The organism is Streptococcus canis, assembly GCF_900636575.1.
In the GTDB taxonomy this organism is placed as follows: Bacteria; Bacillota; Bacilli; order Lactobacillales; family Streptococcaceae; genus Streptococcus; species Streptococcus canis.
In genome coordinates, this window is record NZ_LR134293.1 from 1,629,554 (window position 1) to 1,650,364 (window position 20,811).

The 20,811-nt window shown below is 39.8% G+C and carries 10 protein-coding genes and 5 pseudogenes; all 15 read right to left on the bottom strand.

All coding sequences use genetic code 11. The annotated features are described in order from the left end of the window. Positions 1-40: 40 nt before the first annotated feature. Positions 41-592: a hypothetical protein gene (locus EL097_RS08255; protein WP_003048422.1), complete on the bottom strand. Its 552-nt coding sequence runs from the start codon at positions 590-592 to the stop codon at positions 41-43. Then, the gene (locus EL097_RS08260) at positions 576-767 is read right to left on the bottom strand and encodes a thrombospondin type 3 repeat-containing protein (protein ID WP_003048420.1); all 192 of its coding nucleotides are present in this window, start codon (positions 765-767) and stop codon (positions 576-578) included. The genes EL097_RS08255 and EL097_RS08260 overlap by 17 nt, the downstream gene beginning before the upstream one ends. Then, positions 768-2,528: pseudogene (locus EL097_RS08265) on the bottom strand (SspB-related isopeptide-forming adhesin); the annotation flags it as partial. It lies immediately after the preceding gene. 133 nt (positions 2,529-2,661) lie between these two features. Then, positions 2,662-3,147 carry an HNH endonuclease gene (locus tag EL097_RS10970; RefSeq protein WP_232013337.1) on the bottom strand — a complete coding sequence of 162 codons (486 nt, stop codon included), beginning with the start codon at positions 3,145-3,147 and terminating at the stop codon, positions 2,662-2,664. Between the two features lie 195 nt (positions 3,148-3,342). Then, entirely contained in the window at positions 3,343-4,422 is a 1,080-nt protein-coding gene (ltrA, locus tag EL097_RS10975) for a group II intron reverse transcriptase/maturase (protein WP_232013338.1), read from the bottom strand. Positions 4,423-5,163: 741 nt separating this feature from the next. Continuing rightward, a pseudogene (locus tag EL097_RS08275) lies at positions 5,164-8,298 on the bottom strand (SspB-related isopeptide-forming adhesin); the annotation flags it as partial. Positions 8,299-8,699: 401 nt separating this feature from the next. Further along, positions 8,700-9,542: a nucleotidyl transferase AbiEii/AbiGii toxin family protein gene (locus tag EL097_RS08285; protein WP_003048412.1), complete on the bottom strand. Its 843-nt coding sequence runs from the start codon at positions 9,540-9,542 to the stop codon at positions 8,700-8,702. Continuing rightward, the gene (locus tag EL097_RS08290; protein WP_003048410.1) at positions 9,539-10,132 is read right to left on the bottom strand and encodes a type IV toxin-antitoxin system AbiEi family antitoxin domain-containing protein; all 594 of its coding nucleotides are present in this window, start codon (positions 10,130-10,132) and stop codon (positions 9,539-9,541) included. Before EL097_RS08290 ends, EL097_RS08285 begins: the two co-directional genes overlap by 4 nt. Before the next feature lie 122 nt (positions 10,133-10,254). Beyond that, a pseudogene (locus tag EL097_RS11250) lies at positions 10,255-10,377 on the bottom strand (CHAP domain-containing protein); the annotation flags it as partial. A 138-nt stretch (positions 10,378-10,515) separates the two neighbouring features. Next, positions 10,516-12,429, bottom strand: a pseudogene (gene ltrA, locus EL097_RS08305) (group II intron reverse transcriptase/maturase). 708 nt (positions 12,430-13,137) lie between these two features. After that, complete coding sequence (locus EL097_RS08310) at positions 13,138-15,831, bottom strand: phage tail tip lysozyme (RefSeq protein WP_003048408.1); 2,694 nt, start codon at positions 15,829-15,831, stop codon at positions 13,138-13,140. A 1-nt stretch (position 15,832) separates the two neighbouring features. After that, a pseudogene (locus EL097_RS08315) lies at positions 15,833-16,717 on the bottom strand (VirB4-like conjugal transfer ATPase, CD1110 family); the annotation flags it as partial. A gap of 82 nt (positions 16,718-16,799) precedes the next feature. Further along, positions 16,800-18,473 carry a group II intron reverse transcriptase/maturase gene (ltrA, locus tag EL097_RS08320; RefSeq protein ID WP_003044036.1) on the bottom strand — a complete coding sequence of 558 codons (1,674 nt, stop codon included), beginning with the start codon at positions 18,471-18,473 and terminating at the stop codon, positions 16,800-16,802. 535 nt (positions 18,474-19,008) lie between these two features. Then, entirely contained in the window at positions 19,009-20,478 is a 1,470-nt protein-coding gene (locus EL097_RS08330) for a VirB4-like conjugal transfer ATPase, CD1110 family (RefSeq protein WP_086014984.1), read from the bottom strand. Next, positions 20,456-20,809, bottom strand: coding sequence for a PrgI family protein (locus tag EL097_RS08335; RefSeq protein WP_003048402.1), 354 nt, complete (start codon positions 20,807-20,809; stop codon positions 20,456-20,458). Before EL097_RS08335 ends, EL097_RS08330 begins: the two co-directional genes overlap by 23 nt. Positions 20,810-20,811 lie beyond the last annotated feature (2 nt).

The following is a 20,811-nucleotide window of genomic DNA, read 5'->3' on the forward strand; positions in this document are numbered from 1 at the left end:
CATCAAAAAAGAGCTGAGAGTCTATTCTCAGCCCTTCGTTTTAGTCTAGGACCAAGGCTCGTTGGTCTTTTTCTTGTGGCATACCTTCCATCAAAGTCGCCACATAGTGTTGTAAGAAATGACTTCTCTGGTCTAGTAACTCTTTCTGCAAAGCTAGGTGAACCAAGTCGCCAAAATAATCCTGACTGGAAATGGCTAAGTCCTGTTGAATCATAGCCTGTAAGGTTTCAAGACCGATTAAGGAATAGTCTTCACTATCCAAAATTTCATATTGATCCATCGTGTCAGAAAGACTATTCGAAGACATGACATCCATGATAAAACTAGTGCCCTCGCCTGTGCCATACAATTTTTCCAGAATATCCGTAATATCTGCTTGCACCTCATCCTGATAGCCATCGACTTTGACTCTTAGTTCATCGCTAATCAAGGATAAGTCATCTTCATCCATATAATCTTGATAAACTTGATTGAGGATTGTTCTATCAGAGATACTTAGTTCCAAGGAGAGAAAGGCCTTGATAAACACTTGGTAATCGACCTTTTCCATTTCAGATAAAGCTTGTTTCATAGTGTCAAAGTTCCAAGTCATCGCACAACTCCTTTTGAGGGACTAGTGGCGAATAACCAGCTTGTACTTCCTCTAAATCTGAATGACCATCACCATCTGAATCAAGAGAATGCGGATTTGTTCCCAGAGCTAATTCCTGTGCATCTGTCAGACCATCATAGTCTGAATCCTTTTCATAAATGGTTTTTGGATTCATTTACTTCTCCTCCTTTTTCTTCAGTCCATAAGCTGTACCAAGAAGGATTCCAGCTCCAATTAAGCCCAAAAGGGATTCATGTTCCCCTGTATTCGGCAAAACACTTGCAGGAACGGGAGGTTCAGTAATGTCAATCGGTGGTTGAGGTGGTGTTGGTTGATTTGGAGCCGGCACTTCTGGTTCAGGAGTACTTGTTACAACTGTATTTGAACTGATGACATAACCATTTACGGTATGAAGATAGGTATTCTCCACCTGACCAGCCGCAATCCGTTTCATCTGAAGATAGACATCTGCTTGGAAGGATGAGTTATCTGAGATGGTTTCTAAGAAGGATTTATCAAATGAAATTGACACGAGGCCATTTTCTGTGTCTACCTGTTGTAAGGTATATTTCGTGACTTCTGTCCCCGCTTTTAGCAGCGAACCATCTTTGAGGGTGACATCCGTCATCAGATAGCTACGGTAAACACCGTTATATTCATCACGCTTTTCATCATAATCATCTTTAAACCCATAATCAAATAGGGCAGTCGCACGATTGTTTGGAATCATCGCTCCAACTAAGCGATAGTTAAAGATTTGATTCAAGGCCACTTCTTTCCCATCAAGGCTGTTATCTTTATGAGACAAGTCAATCACCACATCTTTTTGTGGGTCTAGTTTGGGAACATTATTAACCACTGTTTCCGTCACATAGGCCATTCCAAAATCAATCTGATAGGCTGTATTTTCATACTGACCACCTGTTTTGGTCAGCTCATTCTTAACTGTCATCGGAAGGGTGACAACCAAGGTTTGACCAGTCTTGACATAGATCTCATAAAAAGCTTTTGGATCATCAGCGCTTAAGACTTGAATAGCTCCTTTAGGTGTAAACTGTCGTTGAGCCATGGCATCTTGAACGACTTTCGGAGCTTCTGACAAACTAGCGTATGTGCTGACAGAGATACCAGAAACACGATTGCCAGCCTTATCCAAAATCTGAATGCCATCAGGATTTAGAGTAAGGGCTTCTTCTGGGTAATCGTCCACCATGTAAAATCCCTTGGCAAGAACATCATCCGTCACTAACATGTCCTTGTATTGATTGTAATCTAGAGCAATTTTGTAATAATTGACCGTGTTCGGAAGGACAGTCTTTCCATCAATAGAAATGCCTTCTTGATTGGTATTAGACTTGTGTGGGTTTACTTTAGGGACAAAATTGGTTACCGTATTGGTTTCATAAGCCTGCCCAAAATCTACTTGATAGGCTACATTTTCATAAGATTTTCCTGAATTAAGCATGGAGTCCAAAACAGTCATCGGAGTAACAATGGTAATGTTCTCACCCTTGGTCACATAGTTTTCATAGAAGGCTTGTGGATCTTCTGGCATAAAGACTTGGAAAGCACCTTTGGGCTGAATGTTCCGTTTAGAAAAGACTTCTTGTAGCGTTTTAGGAGCTTCTGACAGATGAGAATAGGACTTCACAGTGACTCCTGAAACTGGCTTGCCGTCAGATGTGATAAACTGAATAGCTGTTTCATTCGGCAGTAGAGCTTCTTCTGGATAATCATCCACAAAGTAAAAGCCTTGAGTAATCTGAGAGTTGTCTGCTTTAATACCTCGGTATTGGTCCAGGTCCCATGAAAGAGTATAGTAATTTTGAGTTCCCACAAGCATGGGCTTCCCATTGATATCCACTTTGTCTTTATTAAGGTTTTGTTTCGTTGGTTCTGGAGAAACAAGGGTGTTGGTCACTTCTTTGGTCTCATAGCATAGCAATAGGTAAGCTTTTGAAAGTCGATTATTCTTGCAAACAATAATCCGTTCATTCTCTAGCTTTTCCCCTGCTCCACACCGTACGTGCGACTTTCACCGCATATGGCGTTCCAACTTACTCTTTAAATTAAATACTAGTTAAATTACATTTTTCACGATAATAGTTTACTCTTTCAATTTGTTTTCCAGTCAAATTGAATGGTCGTTTATACTTTTCAATCATTTGAGGTTCAACCGCATGAATTAGTTTATGTAGCCATTTATGGATAATGACTAGATTATCAAACCTATCTGTCCCTCCCAAATATTTGGGAACAATGTGATGACAGTGAATATCCTCTGCTTTCAAGAATTGTCCTGTAATTCGGCACTTCCCATGTTGCATGGAATATTTCGATAGGCGATTATCCCCAAACTCTAAAGTCATTGTCTCGTGCGTTAACTTTTGGAGTTCTTGCAGCTCTGTAACAATATTTGACTTTAGCTTTTGATATATCAAATTTCGTCCCTCAATGGTGTAAGGACATAGTTTCTGAGTAAAATTTCTAGCCATTCGCCATTTGACGTCTGCTAATGGATAGAGGTAAGTAGAGCCAATTTTGAACGTCCTCATTTTATTTTTATAAAATTTCCTATAAACTTCAGGAGGACTTCTTGGAATCTCATACTTTCCTATATTCTTCAAATGATTGTATTGTGTATAAAGAAGAGAATAGGCTAATTCAGAGAAATCAACATTAACATGTGTCGCAATACCATAGTAGCCGTGTATTCCTAGAATATAACTGTTATAAAGGCTAATATTCTGTCATGTAGGACTACTTTGAATTGTTTTCAAGTACCTGACTATCTTCTCTCTGATAATCTTTTTATTCTTACCCGATACGCTTGTTCTGGCTATATATTTCTTATGTTTCTTGATAGCCTTCAATTCAAAACCAAGAAACTCCGAACTCCTTCTTCTCAAATTTGTAACCTTAGACTTTTCTTTGGAAATGTTCAGTTTGAGGTGAGCTTTTACATAACCCTCTACCGCATGAAATACTTTCCAAGCTATCTTATGGTTCTTAGTGAAGATTTTAAAATCATCTGCGTATCGTACTATATACATTTCCTTAAGCTTTGTTTGTTGTAAAGCAGGATATTTGTTTAGTTTGGTATAATGACGCCGTGTCGGGAAATTCTCCCATTGACTAGCTATCCATTGGTCTAAATCATTCAGTACAATGTTAGACAATAAGGGGGATAATATCGCTCCTTGTGGTGTTCCTTTTTGTGGAATACCTTGGCGAACTATTGGTGCTTTTAGCATTTTACTGATAATAGCTAATACCCTTTTGTCTCTTATACCAATTGTATACATCTGCTTAAGCAACTTGGTATGGTTCACATTATCAAAGAACCCTTGAATATCAATATCAACCACGTGGTGAAAGGTTGACTGATTCATCAGAAACTGACATCTAGCTATTGCATGATGAGTGGAGCGATTTGGACGGAAACCATAAGAATGTTTGTAAAATTTTGCTTCACAAATGGGTTCCAAAACCTGCTTTATCATCTGTTGAATTAGTCTGTCTCTCATGGTAGGTATCCCCAGAGGTCTCGTTTTGCCATTTGGTTTGGGAATATCTACTCGTCTAACCGTCTGAGGCTTGTAGTCCTTCATTGCTAGTCTGATTTCTTTGATAAATTCATCCTGATTCTTGATGGTAAAATCTCTGATAGTTTGTCTATCTGTACCAGCTGTCTTCGAGCCTGTATTTGATTTTATAATACGATAAGCTAGTAAGATATTATTCTCAGAAATGATAATATCGTAAAGATTGATACCGAACGTCTGATTGGCCAAACTACATTGATAAAGCCAATCAAACATTTCTTGCATCTGATAGTATTCGTAATATCGTAATAGTGTACTCACTGATGGTTCATCTCCTAACTGTTGTTAGTCCCATCATCTTACTCGACCTTGTGAGTTTCATTTATTCTAGTATTTAATTGTCAAAGAACAAGTCTTGGGGCTATCCCTCCACGTGTATTAGACGCTTCATCGGTACTGTGCCCCTACTCTCACGAGAATTAAGGAATTTCGATATCTTATCTTATATCCAACACTCCGATAACAGTCGTTTGATATGAGTGTTTCTCGCTTTCCACGTTCCAATAATTCTAGCCTTACATTTCTATCCTTAGGTGCTTACTGTGAGCCTGAATGTTTATATCGTCCTTGTTCGCTATCCCGATGTTCATAGTAACGACTCTTACTTATCGGTAACATTCGTTGCGGTCGCAACCTTATATCATTTCTGATACGTCTTCGTTTAGACCCGTACATTCGCAAGTTCGTCAGTCTCTTCTTTGAGACATTCTCACCATAGATAGTTTATGGCGTTCCGGCATATCCTTTTCCGTATGAATTAGCTACTTCACTTAGGAGCAGTTCTGCCGACTTTACCTGGCTTCATACCCTTGAGTGCTGTTACACTCAAACGCATGCAGGAGTATCAAACCAGTTGTTTCAGCCAACATGACGGCTTTCATTCCAACTGTCGAATTATTAGTTGTTATTCACGTTTACCGTGAATCCTCTCTTTTCGTGCTAAGCACTTATAGAGAAACGTGTCGCACCATTTCCAAAATCAACTTGGTATGCCTTATTTGTATACGTCTTTATCTGACCGTATAGACTACCTTTGACGGTCATTTTGGTCAAAAGAGCTAAAGAGGTTCCTGTTTGTACATACTGGTCATAAAAGGCTTGGTCGTCATCCGGCATAAAGACTTGGAAGGCACCTGTTGGTGTAATCTTGGCACGAGTTAATCTATCTTGAAGGTCTTTAGGAGCATCATTTAGTGAAGTATAAGTTTTAACCGTTATGCCTGATACCTTCTGACCATCAAGCGTTGTGATAGCTGTCCCATTTTCCACTACATCAAGCACTTCCTCTGGGAAATCATCCACAAAGAAGAAACCTCGTGCAATGGTCTCTTTAGCAGAACGGTCTCCTTGATACTGGTCCAAATCCCAAGTCAATCGGTAGTGGTTAGTTGTACCAAGAGCTACGATTGTATCATTGATGAGAACACCATCCGCGTTTTCATTGTTCTTGTCAGGTGTAATAAGTGTAGTTGTGTCTCCATCACCTGGTGTACGAACCGTCACCACATTTGAAGTGACCGTATAAGCATTGGCTGTGCCCTTGTTCAAAAGCAACTTGTAGCTATTAGAATAGGTTGCCCCATCATTTTGAACGGAACCATAGAGTTTTGGAGCAGTCAATTGATATACCGTGGTTAAATCTTTGTTCACTTCTTGCAACAAGTTTTCCTTTGCGGTCAAGGTCACAAAGTTTTTAGACGCATCAAAAGTCACTTCGTAGTCCCCGTTTTCAGCCAATGTTTTTTCCAAATCAAAAAGATAGCCAGCAGGCAAGTAGTCCTCAAACATGAGACTAGTCGTTTTGGCACGATTAGGAGATAGAGCATCGACCGTTAAAGGATAAATTACCGTTGAATTTTTTGCGACTGTTTTCTCATGTAGATTAGCTTGGTCCGTATTCACCACTTCTTTCATAATTTCTGGAGTTGTCGTCAAACGGTACGCATGGTAATGGACAGTCGGTACTTGAGGTGGTGTTGGTAGTTCTTTTGGAATAGGTTTGACAGGTAGCGTTACCTTGGTCAAAGTCAGACTAGGTTGCACCACTTCCTCCAAAGGCTTGGGCGTGAAAGTTACTGGTTTTTCTGGTGTAAAGTTTTTTGGAGTAAAGACATCAGGTGTTACCGTAATAGGTTCTGGAACGGGTTCAAGTTCTACCGTTACATGAGGTTTGGGACTATAAGGTGTTACTGTCCGTGCAACTGGTAGGGTATTTAAGGCAAACCAGTATGACAATCCAACATTTTGTGGCATATCACCTTGGCCAAAGGTGACTGTGTAGGTATTGCCTGATGTGACCGTTGAGACAATAGCTCCTTTGTAAGCATAAGGGCTAGATGTCGTATCCCATTCTTCAGGTAAATTCAAATCACTTGCACGGTTTGAACCCAAAGAACGGGCCAGACCTTCATTGGTCACTTGAACGGTTGAGCCATTGATTGGCACAAATTTTCCAGAGGAATCTTTTACATACTCTAGCCCAATATCATTATGATTGAGGGAAGAATGCGTGAAAACACCTGGCTTTTCATTGGAGAAGGTGACTTGCGAACCGTCTTCCAAGAAATACTTAGCAACCACACGAAACTCCATCTTGTCTGTTCGCCAATCCCCATTTCCATCATTTCGATAGGCAATAAAGCCCTCTGTTGGATCGTTAGGTACAACCAATTTTACGGAATTGGTTCCAGCTGGTGACACAAGGTTGGTAATATCGTAATTCACACGACTAATCTTTTTGCCATCAAATCGTGCATTTTGAAGATTTTGATAGTTAAAACTGAGGGTCTCACCTGTTTTGAAGCTATCATAAACAAAGAATCCTGTAGAATCCAAAATTCTTGAGTAGCCCCCAAGCATAGCATCGCCAGTTGAAATAATCTGATCAGGATTTCGGGTAATGGCCCCATGTTGTGCTTGTGGTTCACCGTTATTGAGATTTAGAGCTTGAGCAAGGGCTTCAGAAATATAACCTTCTTCACCTTTTGAAATCTCGGACAAGTCACGTTGATAGCGTTCCAATTCTTTCGCATTATAGGCATCAATCGCTTCATTTTCTTTTCTTGCGGCTTCTTCTTTTTCTTGATTGCGTTTGGTTATAGCTTCAATCTCAGCTGCTCGGTCTGAAGCTAATTTTTGTTTCTCTTGATTAGCTTTATCTACTGCAGCTTGACCGGCTTGGTTTTCAGCATTTACTGCTGCTTGACCAGCCTGATTCCGCCCTTCAATGGCTTCATTATCCGCTTTTGCCTTTGCAAGTCCAGCTTCATTTTCTTTTTGAATGGCCTGATTTTTCGCAACAATTTCATCAGCCTTCGTTTTCTTTGTTAGATAATCCGCTACAGCTTGTTCGTTAGTTGATTGAATGGTTTCAACAGCCTTGCCATAGTTTGTATAGTCAAGTACAGATGTCCCGTTTCCTGATGAAACTACTTGTTCATTGACGGTCACTTCAGCATCTGAATACTTGTTTTTTAAGTCAGTGACTTTGGTATCAACCCAAGAGTTTGACTCTTTCCCAGTTTGGTTGGCCCCTTCGTGGGCCTGTGACAACTCCTTGTTTTCTTGTTCAATGCGGGCTTTATTCGATTCATATGTTGCTTTATCAGCTTTGTAGGTTTCAGTAACTTCATTGATAACCTCAACTTGTTTTTGGGCATCTGCTTCTGCTTTAGAAATTTGTTGGTTGGTCTCTGACGCAGAAGTTGTATTTCCTAAATCCATTGGGCTATCTTCAACCGTAGAAACACCTTCAGCATTTGCCTGCTCAACTGCTTGTGTTACCGTATCGTGTGGTACGGTGACAGCAATCGCACCGTTAGATTGTCCAGTTAACGCTAAACTTTCGGTTTGTTCAGATACAGGGTTTGGCTGTGCTTCTGGTAAATTTGTAGCTGGATTTTCCGTCCGTTGAATGGTTGTATCAACGGATGATGTAACTTCATCAGCATGTGCAACTGTTCCACCCCAAGCAACAACAGCAGTCACCATGGTTCCAAGGGCAACCGAGCAAAGGGTTCGGTATTTTTTACTCTTACGAAAGACGTGTTTCTCGCCTTTTTCCTGATTGACAAGAAAGTGATGATTACATATTTTGGTCATAAAGTGTCCTTCTTTTCTTTTATTCTCTAGCAAAAATTTGTCACTCTTTCCTCATCATAAAAAAGAAGGCTTGATTTTGTTATCACAATAAATTCAGGGAAAAGAAAAAAGCTATCGGAAGCACAACCGATAACCTCTGAAGAATACTTAAAAATAAACAAAAAAGGAGGACTGACGCATCAGACCCTCCCAGACGTGACTAGCACGCCCCAATTCGATATTACTATGATACCACTTATTTCATTTTTCGTAAATAAACTTACTCATTTATTGAATTGACAACTTCTATGTCTAATCATATCCTTCTCCTCTTCTTTAGGAATCAAGGATAATCTTTCTTCATCGAACGTAAAGAAAAATTCATACCCCATCATCTGTAAAGTTCCTGTCAACATACAAAACTAAACCTCCAAATGATTTAAAATAATTGCCACTATGTCCACAGATTCCTCAAAACTCGTTTCACTGGCATATCTGAATGATTTTTGATAACGAGACCAAAGCTGTTTCTGATAGTCAGAGCTACGTATTGTCTCTAGTTGCTCTTCCCAATTTATCAAAATATCTAAACTTTCTCTTTTTTTAGCAGTATTCTGCAAAGCTGCATTCAATATGGGCACATCAATCTCATCTTTTCGAAGGTGGTACAATGTATAGAGATCATAGCGGTCACGAGGTCTAGTTGAAGCAGCTCCTCGACTTATAATGGTTTCTAATTTTTCAGCAAGAACTGTTTCTAAATTATATGTCCAAACTTCTAGCTTATCCTCTGAGAAAACGGATTGTAATTGGTATGTAATTTCTCGTGGCGTAATATGGTCACCTGTCGTTATATCAATAAAGACAACTTCACGTAAGGTGTCAAATGTCGCATTTAGTTTAAGGGAAAAACCACCATATTCGTCATCCTGTCGAATTGGCTCTAACTTATCAATTTCAAATTGGAAACCTTCAGAAGGTCGATTGATTATTTCTTTGAAGATTGATTGAATATTTTCTTCGTTAAGAGGTTGACCTTTCAGGGTAACATCTAAATCCATTGTCGTCCGTTTATCTAAGCCAATCATCTGTCCGATAAGAAATCCACCTTTTACAATGAATGAATCTTTATACTTGCTCTCTGAGATGAGTTTTAAGACTTGTTCAATCAGAAAATTTTGCTGAACTTGTTGAGCAGGTATCCCTTTTTCTCTTGCAATATTCTTGACTTTGGCTTTGAAACTATTAGCATTTGAAAATTTCACGACAAGACCTCCACATATGATTGTAGTTTTTCAGATACTTTAAATAGTTGTGCATAGTGATACAACTTAGTGTAATCTACAGCTCCTCTTTTGAAGTAAGCTTGAAAAGCTGGAGCAATAACTTGAATATCAACATGGTAAGCTGTTCTCAAACACTCCACTAATGTTCGTTCCATATCATATACTGAGATAAACTGTCCAGCCTGTCGCTCCAGTTTAATCATACCGATTTCATGATACTTTCTAGCAACAATCGGCTTGACACCAGCTTCTTTCATTGGCCTCGTATTTGTCCCAAAAGGAAAAGTCATCACAGGCTCAAATGGAATGGTAAGGGACAGACCATGTAACCAAAGTGCTGTTTCTAAGGAATAAATTCCTTTTGGAAAACGGTACTGTAAACTAAAATAGTCATCGATATAGGTATCTGGCAGATGATAGATACCTCTTTCAATTGATTCCACTTTCCCTTTTGAGACTAATTGATTCAGCTGTTGATAAGGAAAGTTAAGCTCTTCCATATCACGAAAAGTTATTACTCCATGATTATTTTTTATATAATTATAAACGGGTTTCTCTAACAAATCCATATCACCACCTCCAAAACAATATGCTAACACTTTATAACAATGTTAGCACATTGTTTTTAAATAATCAACGATAAACGAAAATAATATGCTAACAAATCCAATTATTGTTAGCATATCCTTTTTTATTTCGTCGTATAAGCAAAACTCAAGCTACTATCCACTCCAGATAATTTACGGAAGGTGTAGTTGGGATTGCCATTGTAGTTGGTTTCTGAGATAAGGAAGGAGCCATCTGGGTAGACTTTTTATAGCGATAGGTAAAACTTTGATACTATCTCCATCTTTTCCCCCGCTTCACACCGTGCATGCGACTTTCACCGCACACGGCGTTCCATCAATAGTGTATTATCACGATTTTGCTTTATCGTGCTATATTAATATGATTATTCTAAGTACAAATTTTCTTTCAATAATGGTGGATTTCCTACAAGTTCACGCAACTGATTTAATTTGGTCAGTCCTGTACTACTCAAATTCAAAAGCTTAAAGAGATTTTTGATAACCTTCTCATTTGTTGCGTGAATCAGGCGATGACTATCTCGTCCAACAATGATAAGGTTCCTATAAGAGTCATCCTTTGTTTCTGACCAAGGTCTCTTATGGTGACAATGAATATCATCCATATCTAATTCCTTGCCTGTCACACCGCATTTCCCTTTTTGAGCTACAAATAAAGAAATTCGATTATCATTGTATTCAACTGTTGCACGCTTATTTATAATTGGGTGTTCTCTCAGCCATTTTAATTTCCATATTTCAACAGATTCCTGTTGTTTATGAATCAATTTTCTCCCCTCAGGAGTATACCTATTCAGATTCTTATTTCTTCCTTTTAACGTCCTCGTCTTGACATAGCTAATTGGAAGAATTGGATAACCCGTTAAGTACCGAATATTTTGAGATTGGAGGTAGGGGAGAAGTCCTTTATCTTTTCCCTTGTATTCTCCTTTTTTTGTCAGACCTTTCGCCTGCAATCGATTTTTAAAAGAGAGATAAAGCTGATAATGAATTTCTTCTAAATCCTTACTCACATGTGTTGCCATACTATAGTAGTTATGAATACCGATAACCATACTATTATACTTCTGTATTTCACGAATAATTGTTTCTTTAACACCTTTAATTTGTATCAATTTCATCTGTTATTTCAGTTGATGCTTAATACGTTTCTTGGTTTTAGGTGCAATATGAGAAAAACAGACAAAACGATTATTCTTAGAAACTAGCTTTAAAGTAATCCCAAGGAATTCACTGCTTTTCTTTTTCAGATTGGTAATTTGAGATTTTTCCTCTGAAATAGGAAGGCTAAGTCGCTCTTTTAGCCACAATTTTACAGCCATAAAGGTTCGTTCTGCTTCATTTTTATTCCGACAAAAGATTTTAAAATCATCCGCATATCGAACAATGTAAACTTCTTTTAGTGTCGTTGAAGTTCGCAACTTTCTGTACACATGTGACTTGTGTCTTGTTCCCTTGGAATTATATTGAGGAACTAATTCCTTACAATCTCTTTCTTCCCATTGTCGTCCTATCCACCAATCAAATTCATTAAGGTTAATGTTGGCAAGTAGTGGAGATAAGATACCTCCTTGTGGTGTGCCCTTAGTTGGATAGGTCACTTTTCCATTCGGAAGAACAATAGGTGCTTTTAACATTTTTCGAATAATCACTAGAAGCTGTTTGTCCCTGATGCCTAATGTCCAGATTTGACGCATTAACTTAGTATGATTCACTTCATCAAAGAAACCTTTGATATCAACGTCAACGACATAGGTCATATGACTTTTATTCATACGATACATACAATCCATAATAGCGTTATCGGCTGACCTTAGGGGTCTAAATCCATAACTATGTTTGTAAAACTTGGCTTCACAGATTGGCTCCAACACTTGTAAAATACACTGTTGGGCTACTCTGTCCCACATCGAGGGAATGCCAAGTGGTCGTTTCTTCCCATTTGGCTTAGGAATCTCTACTCTTCTGACTTTTCTGGGTCTATAATATTGAAATCTTCTTTGAACTTTAGAGATAAAGTCTTCTTGGGTCAGATTTTCTAAATCTTTAATGGTAACACCATCTACTCCTTCGGTTTGACTGCCACCATTCCGCTTTATGGTACGATAAGCGAGCAGTATATTCTCGGGAGATGTGATAATGTTCATTAAGTTCTTAAAGTTGAATCCATTTTGACTTTTTGAATATAAATCATCAAATATCTCGGTCATGCCATAGTATTCCGCATACCTTAGTTTTTGATGTTTTAATAGTTTGTCATTATTTTTTGGTTTCATCATGGTCTATCACTCCTCTCTTTGGATTCGTGACCTTTTATGTCTTACAAGAATCCATGAAATGATAAAGTTCATAACAATACACTATTGACTAGTGGCTGTTCCTCCAGTATCATTACAACACTTTCAAAGGTCGTGCCACCACTCTCACTAGAGATTAAGGAAAGTTATGATTTCCTTTCCAATGTTTCTCTGGTTGTGCAACCTCCACATCTCTAGCTTTCGACGTTCCCTTATCTTTATCAATACTAAACTTAGGTGCCTAGCTATACCCCTTCAACTTTGATATGCCTGTAACATATCAAGGAATTTCATATCGTTGATTCTTACTCTTCCTCAAGTTGAAACAACTTACGTTGTTATACGCATTTCTACGTACTCGCCTTTGGAGCGTACATTCGCTGGTTCGTCAGTGCTCATGCACATTCTCACCCTATTTAGTTTTTAATGACTCCCGACCTATCAGATACATATTCCACCTCTGGAACACTTTCGATTCTTAAGTCCTTAAGAATGACGGTATCTTTCAGCCGACTTCACCGAGCTTCATACCTTTACCTTTGCACCAGATAAACGCATGTCAGAGTATTAGAGAAATCGTTTCAGGGCGTTACCCCTTCATTCCAATTTTCAAGATAATAGTTCTCCATTCTATTCAAATTTAACCTGATTATCAGGTTGATTTTTCAAGAACGTGTCTAACCTTTTCAGTTAGAAACGTCTCGCACCGACGAAAGCCACATGTCCGTATTCTGCTGGTGTACCATGGCCTCCACCTGCAAAAGAGAGTATAGCTCCTGCTTGTGGACTTGTTCCAGTTTCACCACCGAGGCTTGCTGCTGTACGCACCCAGTCTTGGCCATTACCCATGGTGCTGATAATTGAAATCTTCTCACCATTTCGGCCTTTGAGTTTCAGCCCCAGTTGGTTGATACGGGCTGCGACTCCCCACGTACATTGACCGTAAGCATAACCCATACCGTCACCACCTCCTGGAATAGAGTTCTCAAAGAGGTCTCCTCGGACAGCTTCAAGTGCTTTTGGATCACTTTGTGCCGTTCCACCATTTGGGTGACTGAAGCCCTTTTCAATTTGATAGAACCACTCAGTCGCTCTTGTTTGTCGCTCTAATAGCTTATCTCCTGAGTTACCTTCCCAGTAAATCAGAAAGAGTTGGGCAAGACTGGCTGGACTTCCTGAATTGTTAAAGAACTCTTTCAACCAACTTGTGTAGTAAGGACTATCCCCATGCAACATGAAGTCCAGTTGTAACCCCAAATCATACCACTTCTGATGTTTTCCTTTGGCATATTCTAGCAATAAGGTATGTCTGCGTGACCCATCTGCAGTGTCTGTCCACTGGCCTAATCCTAAACCACGTTTAAGAATATTGGGGTAACGTCCATTGTATATAGTTGGACCATTAAGTGAGAGCCAGCTCTCATCATCCCATGAAGTGTCTGTCGCACCAACAGGAGGAGTTAGAAACTCACCTTCAGCTCGTTTGGGATTGATGGCGGATTCTACCGACCAATTTCCTAAAATGGCCGCAATAGCTTGATTGGTCGCACCTTTACTTTTGAGATAGTCATAAATGGCCTTAGCTCTCTCAAACTCTTCTCCACCAAACTGGCCAATAGTTGGAAGAATGGTGGTCTGAACTTGAATCACTTTTGGAAAGTAGAAAGCGGGATTGACATAGACCAACTTGTCCGTGTCATTATCTACCTTTTGATAGGTGACTTTTAGACCTGTTCCGTCCTTGGTCTGACCAATAATGTCTCCTGCCAAGACTTGTTGCCCCTCGCTCACTCGACCTAAATGAATGCCAAACAAGGTTAGTTTAGTCTTATTCACTCCCTTACCTGATGTCAGAATAATATTCTCTCCTTCAAGAGATACCTTTCCCTCCATAGGTGCTACAATGACTTGACCTTCCTTGGCTTCTAAGAGGATATGGTGATGGAGAGTCGGTTTCTCATCAAGAATCTCATAGCCATACCGAACGGTCATTCGTAAACTATCTTCATCCGTCTGTCCCTGAAAAGGATTGTCCAGTTCTTGAAGAACGAGATAGTTTCCTTCTTCAGTCAATTCCCTTAGTTCTTCTTGGTCCTCCTCAGCCAGCTTGTAGCTAGGTTCCTTATACAGGTCAGACATAGATTTAATCGAATCACCACCGTTTAAGTCCGTCCACAGTTGACTGAGAAATGCTTTATAAGTCGCACCACCTGTTTCCATGACATCGTCAAGCTTGTAGTCTTGGTATTGATGATTCATGTAAACCATGATCTCATCAATCTTGGTGTAATAGGTAATCCCTTTTTCGTTGGTTCTCGTATGTTCCGCATCTTCCCACGTCATGTGGGTATAGGCCTTGGTCAATTCCATTTCATCTTGTTGAATGACACTACTTCCTGAGACACTCATGAAAAAACTCATCATCAAAAGGAGTATCAAGAGTATGCCTGAGACAATCCAAGTTAAAGGATTTCCCGCAATTGCAGAAAAGAAAGTCAGACTTCCCTTAATGGCTTGAACAATCCCCTTAACTCCTGCTAGACTATGCTTTCTGGCGTGCTTTAAAAAGGTTTGATAGCGTCTTCGTGGTTTAAGAGGTTTCTGGCGCCTAAAACCTTTACCATTTTTGAAATTATGAAATCGCTCCTTTCCATGAGCCGCTTTCGTCTTTGTAAAACGCACACCAGTCTGTCCACTTTTCACCGCCGCTTTACCAGCTTGATAGGTTAATCTGCCATACCGTCTAGCTTTCAAGCTAGTATCCTTCAGGGTTCTTAGACCGTCTAAATCATCATCTTGTGCCACCAAATCAAGCGATTCTGAGGCAGCTAAGCCTAGTCTAGCTTTGACTTTGGTAAAACTTTTCTTAGACTTTTGGACATTCTTGAGTTGTTTGACCTCACGTTTGGCAGAACTTACTTCTTTTTCTGCACTGAGTCGATCAAATGATTTTTCTTGGTGAAATTGAAAGCGAGACTTCAGGGAAGGATTTTCTTTTTTGAAAGTAAACTTGGGATTAACCGATTTTGACTTTTCACTTAGTTTCACTTCTGACAAATGTTTTCTTGCTGTCCGCAAACGTTCTTGAGCTTGCGGAAGTCGGTAGTTCTTGATTTCCTTTCCCCTTAACAGTCTAGGAGACACATAGGTAATTTCCTTTAGGAACTTCTCTTCTGTTTCCTTTTGACTACTGAGTAGATTTTCTTTGAACTCTGTTTTCTTTTCCTGAAACAGAGAATTTTGAGCTGGTTTTCGAAATCGTCCTATTTTAGGAACAGTCTGTTTTAAGGCTCTAACTTCTTTCCGATAATGTATACGGGCTGATTTTAAGTCGCTTCGAAAGTTTTGTCTGGCCTGTTTGACTACCTTTTTATCCTCTCTCATCTCATGTCCTCATTTTTTCAGGGTCCGTACTCATGATGTCAAAGAGCTTGGTGTGGTGAGGAATCTTATTCTTGAAAGGAACAACGGTTGAGCCAGCCTTGATTAAACCTGCTCCTTTTTCAGGATTAACCAAGTATTTCTCCAGTTCCTTGGAAAGTCCAAGCATATGCACCAATTCTTCGCGATCGCTCTTAGCCTGTTTTAATAGAATCATAAACTCGCTATTGGCAATAATACGTCTGCCATTGGCATCTAAAAGAAGAGTCTCTACATTTTGAGTAATGCCTGTTGGAATGGCCCCATACTTACGAACACGACTCCAGAGCTTGAAGAAGAAATCAGAAGCGTACTTATCCAACAACAGAAGCTGCATTTCATCAAAGTAAATCCAGGTCTTCTTGCCAAGTTTTTGGTTTTTAACCACACGATTCCAAATCTGGTCAAAGATGACCATGAGGGCAATCTGCTTCAACTCATCCCCTAACTTTTTAACATTGTAAATGAGGAAATGACTATCGGTTTTGATGTTGGTGTGGTGTGAAAAAATGTCTAGTGAGCCTTCAACATAGAGTTCCATATCGAGTGCCAAGTCCTTGGCTTCTTGTTCAGGCTGTTTAGAGAGAACAAAGACCCATTCTACGAGAGATGGTGTCTCAAAATGCTTATAGGTTAACCGTGTCACACGGTCAATCAGGGACTTTTCTCGACCGTCCATTTTCCGGTCTAAGAGTTTCCCAATCCAAGACAATAGAAATTCAGATTTGACCTTAATAGGGTCTTCATCCATATTGTCATCGGATAAGTCTAAAACGTTTAAGAAAGTGGTAGAGTCAGGCGCAATATCAATGCTTTCCCCACCAAAGGCTTGACCAATGATACTGTAGTCGAGTAGGTCAGTGGTATTACTACCACCTTCCTCTCTAAAAACCGTACGTGAGAGTTTCCCCTCATACGGCTCAAGCATTTCATCACTCTTTCGAGCGGCTCTCAATAAATAGTCGCTGACAATAACGATGCACATAAGCCATATTGTCAACGTCTTCCACACCTCCCTTGGATTTTGGAATTTTGAAGAATATTTCTCTATCTTCTCCAATCTCCATCGGGAGTCCACAGTGATGACAGCGTCCGTCTTGTTGCTTCCAAACAAGTTTAAACCGACCTGTCAATCGTTTCATACCATGATTAAAGGCTCGTTGAGCAAAGTATTCTGTATCCAAGTAAGGATTGGCGTGTTCTCTAACCTTTGTATGTCTGACAATAGCAGTGTGGTCAACTCGAATGAGTTCTTTATCGCCTGAAGCAAATACCCAACTGCGACTGCCTCTTCTATGCCAATACTTGGTCGAAATCCACCATTGACCTTTCTTCGGATGGCGACGTTTTGCCCACCGCCACAATAATTCATATAAATGGTAATCCAGATAGGAGAAGGCTTCACTAGCACAAACGGATTGGTGGTAGTTGGTCCATCCTCGTATCTGTTGATTTAGTTTCATGATTAAGACTTCTTGTTCCCATGCTTTTCCTCGCTTGAGGATGGTTTCTGAGAATTTACCAATGACGGTTTGAATAGAATTCTTAGAAGGTTTGACAATTAATTTACCTTTGTACTTCCGAAAGTTCCAACCAAGCAGGTCGAAACCATCGTTGATATGAGTCACCAGTGTCTTTTCTTCTGATAGCTCTAAGCCTCGCCCAAGCAGAAATTCCTTAATCACTTCTTTAGCTTCCAAAGCAATTTCTTGTGTCGCAGCTGTGACGATAAAATCATCCGCATAACGGACAAGATTGACCTTATGGCTGTTCTTGAATCGAAGGTCGATTTTTCCTAAACGATTGGTATGGAATCTATCCGATAAGACTTGTTGTAACCCATCGAGTGCCATATTGGCAAGAATAGGTGAGATGATACCACCTTGTGGTGTGCCATCTTCCGTTGGGAATAACTCGCCCTTGAATACAAAACCTGATTTAAGAAATTGCTTCAAGATGGATTTGTCCATCGGAATATTCTCCAAGAGCCAATCATGGCTAATGTTATCAAAACAACCTTTGATATCGCCTTCTAAAATCCATTCAGGAGAAGCTTTTCGTGATAGCGCTGTAAAGATATACTCACAAGCATCTTGGCAGCTTCTCCCTTTTCGGAAACCGAACGATTTAGTATCTGCAGTTGTTTCTGCGATAGGTTCGAGCGCTAAGGCATAAAGTGCCTGCATGGCTCTATCGTACATGGTAGGAATCCCTAATGGACGCTTTTTCTTCTTACCCTTTTTGTCGATGTAAACCCGTCTCAGTGGACTGGCTTTATAGCCTTTGTCCGTTAGAGATAAGAGAGCTTCCATCTTTTGAGCAGGTGTCGTCCAAAGTTCACCATCTACACCCGCCGTTTTCTTACCTTTGTTAGTCGTCACTCGACGAACGGCAAGTGCCTTGGCGTAAAAAGAATGTGTTAGTAAATACTGAAGTCTTTTCACTGTGTTTGTATTTTTGGCTTGAGTAGCCTTGACAATCCTGATTTGTAGCCTATTCACTTCTTGTTCTGCCCGCTTCCAATCAATACTTTTCCATTGATTAGCGAGCAGTTGCTTGTGTGATAGCTTCTCAGCTTGTGCTGTCGTTGAATGCTTATCATTCATAGGTTTACCTCCATTTCTTGTCATGAAATACCATAGGATAAGTCTGCACCCTTTCAGGTCAGGGCAAAGTTTGAACCCCTATCTCCTGCCATTACAGCTGGAGCCTTCGCTTTTTATCCTTTCCTCTACCCTCTGCATCATCTATTCCTCTTACGAGTTCAATACCTTCTAAACAAATTAGAAGGAATACATAGGGCTTACCAAGTTCCGTATGATAAATAATTGTGAATACCTTAGGTGCCATCTTTGAGCCGGGAAGACTGTGTCCATTTGTCATCAGGTTATGAAAGCCCCAATGACCCCCTCCGTACCTTTTGGTGTAAGTGTTTCAGCCTTATTTCACTTAGTCCCTGTAACGACTCTTGCAATGATTCACTATCTGTTCACCATAGTATTCTTATCCTAACAGTCCATCTGATTTAGGCTATCAGACTTTCCATATTGTCCCACAGGCTTCCCAACATGACCGTTACCAGTCAAGCAGGCTGTGGTAGGATTACTCCAAATGGATAGAGTAGCTATCTCTAGCAATTTATCATACGACTTCTTGTCGCACCTCATTTTCTGGGTCAACAATGATAATTTCAGTATCACCACCTGCTTCCTTGAGCTTAGTAGAAATGATTTCATGTTTTGTCGCCATCCCTTTACCAGCTCCAGAAGTCCCTAAAATCAAACCTGACGGAGTATTTAACTTGCCACGGTCAATACTGATGATATTACTTGAGATTTGATTGATGCCATAAAATTTCCCACCCTTGTCCTGAATATCAACGGAAGTCCAAGGTGCATTCACGGCAATGTTTGAAGTCAATAGAGACCGAGAAACACCTTCAAGATAGTTCTTCCCAAATGGCAAGAGACTATTAAAAGCAGCTTCTTGCATGTAGGTCAAATTATCGATAATCATATCATTAGACCCTGCCACTTGCTTGATAATATCAAGAGATTGTTTGAGTTGGTCTTCAGTATCTGCCAGCACACCAATCAGAAATACAGTGTCAAACAGTTTATCTCCTGTTTGGGTCATGGTTTGAAGAAGAGCTTCTGCTTCATCGATGTTGTTTTCAAGAACATGGCCGACCTTCTCCAAATAGATACCTGTCCGAGCCATTTTTTGTTGTTCCCCAATTTTTTGTGATTCCATCAAGGTCTTCTTGGTTCGCAGCTTGGTCATGGTTTCAGACTTGGTAGAGCCTTTAGCATGTAGGCTAATCATCACTTCCAAATCTGACTGCATGAGGTCACGAATAAATTTATCCCCTAGCTCCATACCGTAATCACGAACATAGACAATCTGTAATAATCTATCGTCCAATTCAATATGATTCTTGTGTTTAAAGGAAAGGTAGGTTGGGGCAATAAAGTGTTTGGTGGATTGACCTGAGAGGGTCAAATCCTTGTAAGAGAACGGTAAATGATTTTCACCTCGCAACATATCCGCAAGGACATTCACTCGCTCTTCTCCACCAAGCAGACCAAGAGATACATCAATCTCTGAAAAGCCACTCTTGAAATATTCCCCAATTTGCGACAGAGAACGAAAAGCTAGTTTTGGTGTTTGGTCGCTCTTGCCAAATGAAAGAAACTTGACAGCTGAAAAGTTGTTCTCGCCCGCCTCTAAGTTGGAATCCATCATGCGATTCAATTCATCACGATAAGCATCAAACCCATCTTCCTGTAAGGGATAGAGAATACTCTTCCTGAATTTTTCCAAATTAACTTTTTGATTGAAAATCGTCAGTTGGAAATTAGTCTTATCATCCAGTGAATTGATTAAATCAGAATATTTCTCCACAATCGCTCCCTTATCTTCAAGTCCCACTGTTTGGTAATTGACATCCCCTAAAAGATAGGACTGGGAAAAATAATCTGGGGTGACTTGCATGAGTCCATTCTGAAAAAGCCCTTGATAAGCTAACGTATTCACGGTAGAAGGTCTGACCTCCTGCTTCTGTGCTTTCGTCTTTTGCTTTTTGTCATTAGAAGTAGTCTTTGGTTTCATTAAGCGATTTGTTTTTTTCACGTTGTATTCCTTTCTGTCCAGTTAGTGTACGGTCTGGTATGGTCATTTCATAATGCCATCTATAATTAAGATACGTTTCAAAAGGTAAGTCATTAGGGCGATAGACCCCAAAAAGCATAAGAGGAATAGTAAAAGTAAAGATAAGACCATAGACAAACCAATCCCCAAATTGCCAATAAAAAAGGTTTAACCCTAAAATCAGGATGGTAATAACAACGGCTGGTAAGACAAAAATAACCTGTCTGGTTGTAAATCCTAACCATGCCCTGTGTTGAACCTTTGAAATATCCTTAAAGACACGTGTGTTCATAA

What these genes read in the sequence shown, in the direction of transcription:
- EL097_RS08255 (WP_003048422.1), bottom strand. Translation starts at nt 592, where the DNA reads ATGACTTGGAACTTTGACACTATGAAACAAGCTTTATCTGAAATGGAA.
- EL097_RS08260 (WP_003048420.1), bottom strand. Translation starts at nt 767, where the DNA reads ATGAATCCAAAAACCATTTATGAAAAGGATTCAGACTATGATGGTCTG.
- EL097_RS10970 (WP_232013337.1), bottom strand. Translation starts at nt 3,147, where the DNA reads ATGAGGACGTTCAAAATTGGCTCTACTTACCTCTATCCATTAGCAGAC.
- ltrA (WP_232013338.1), bottom strand. Translation starts at nt 4,422, where the DNA reads ATGCAAGAAATGTTTGATTGGCTTTATCAATGTAGTTTGGCCAATCAG.
- EL097_RS08290 (WP_003048410.1), bottom strand. Translation starts at nt 10,132, where the DNA reads ATGGATTTGTTAGAGAAACCCGTTTATAATTATATAAAAAATAATCAT.
- EL097_RS08310 (WP_003048408.1), bottom strand. Translation starts at nt 15,831, where the DNA reads ATGAGAGAGGATAAAAAGGTAGTCAAACAGGCCAGACAAAACTTTCGA.
- ltrA (WP_003044036.1), bottom strand. Translation starts at nt 18,473, where the DNA reads ATGAATGATAAGCATTCAACGACAGCACAAGCTGAGAAGCTATCACAC.
- EL097_RS08330 (WP_086014984.1), bottom strand. Translation starts at nt 20,478, where the DNA reads ATGAAACCAAAGACTACTTCTAATGACAAAAAGCAAAAGACGAAAGCA.
- EL097_RS08335 (WP_003048402.1), bottom strand. Translation starts at nt 20,809, where the DNA reads ATGAACACACGTGTCTTTAAGGATATTTCAAAGGTTCAACACAGGGCA.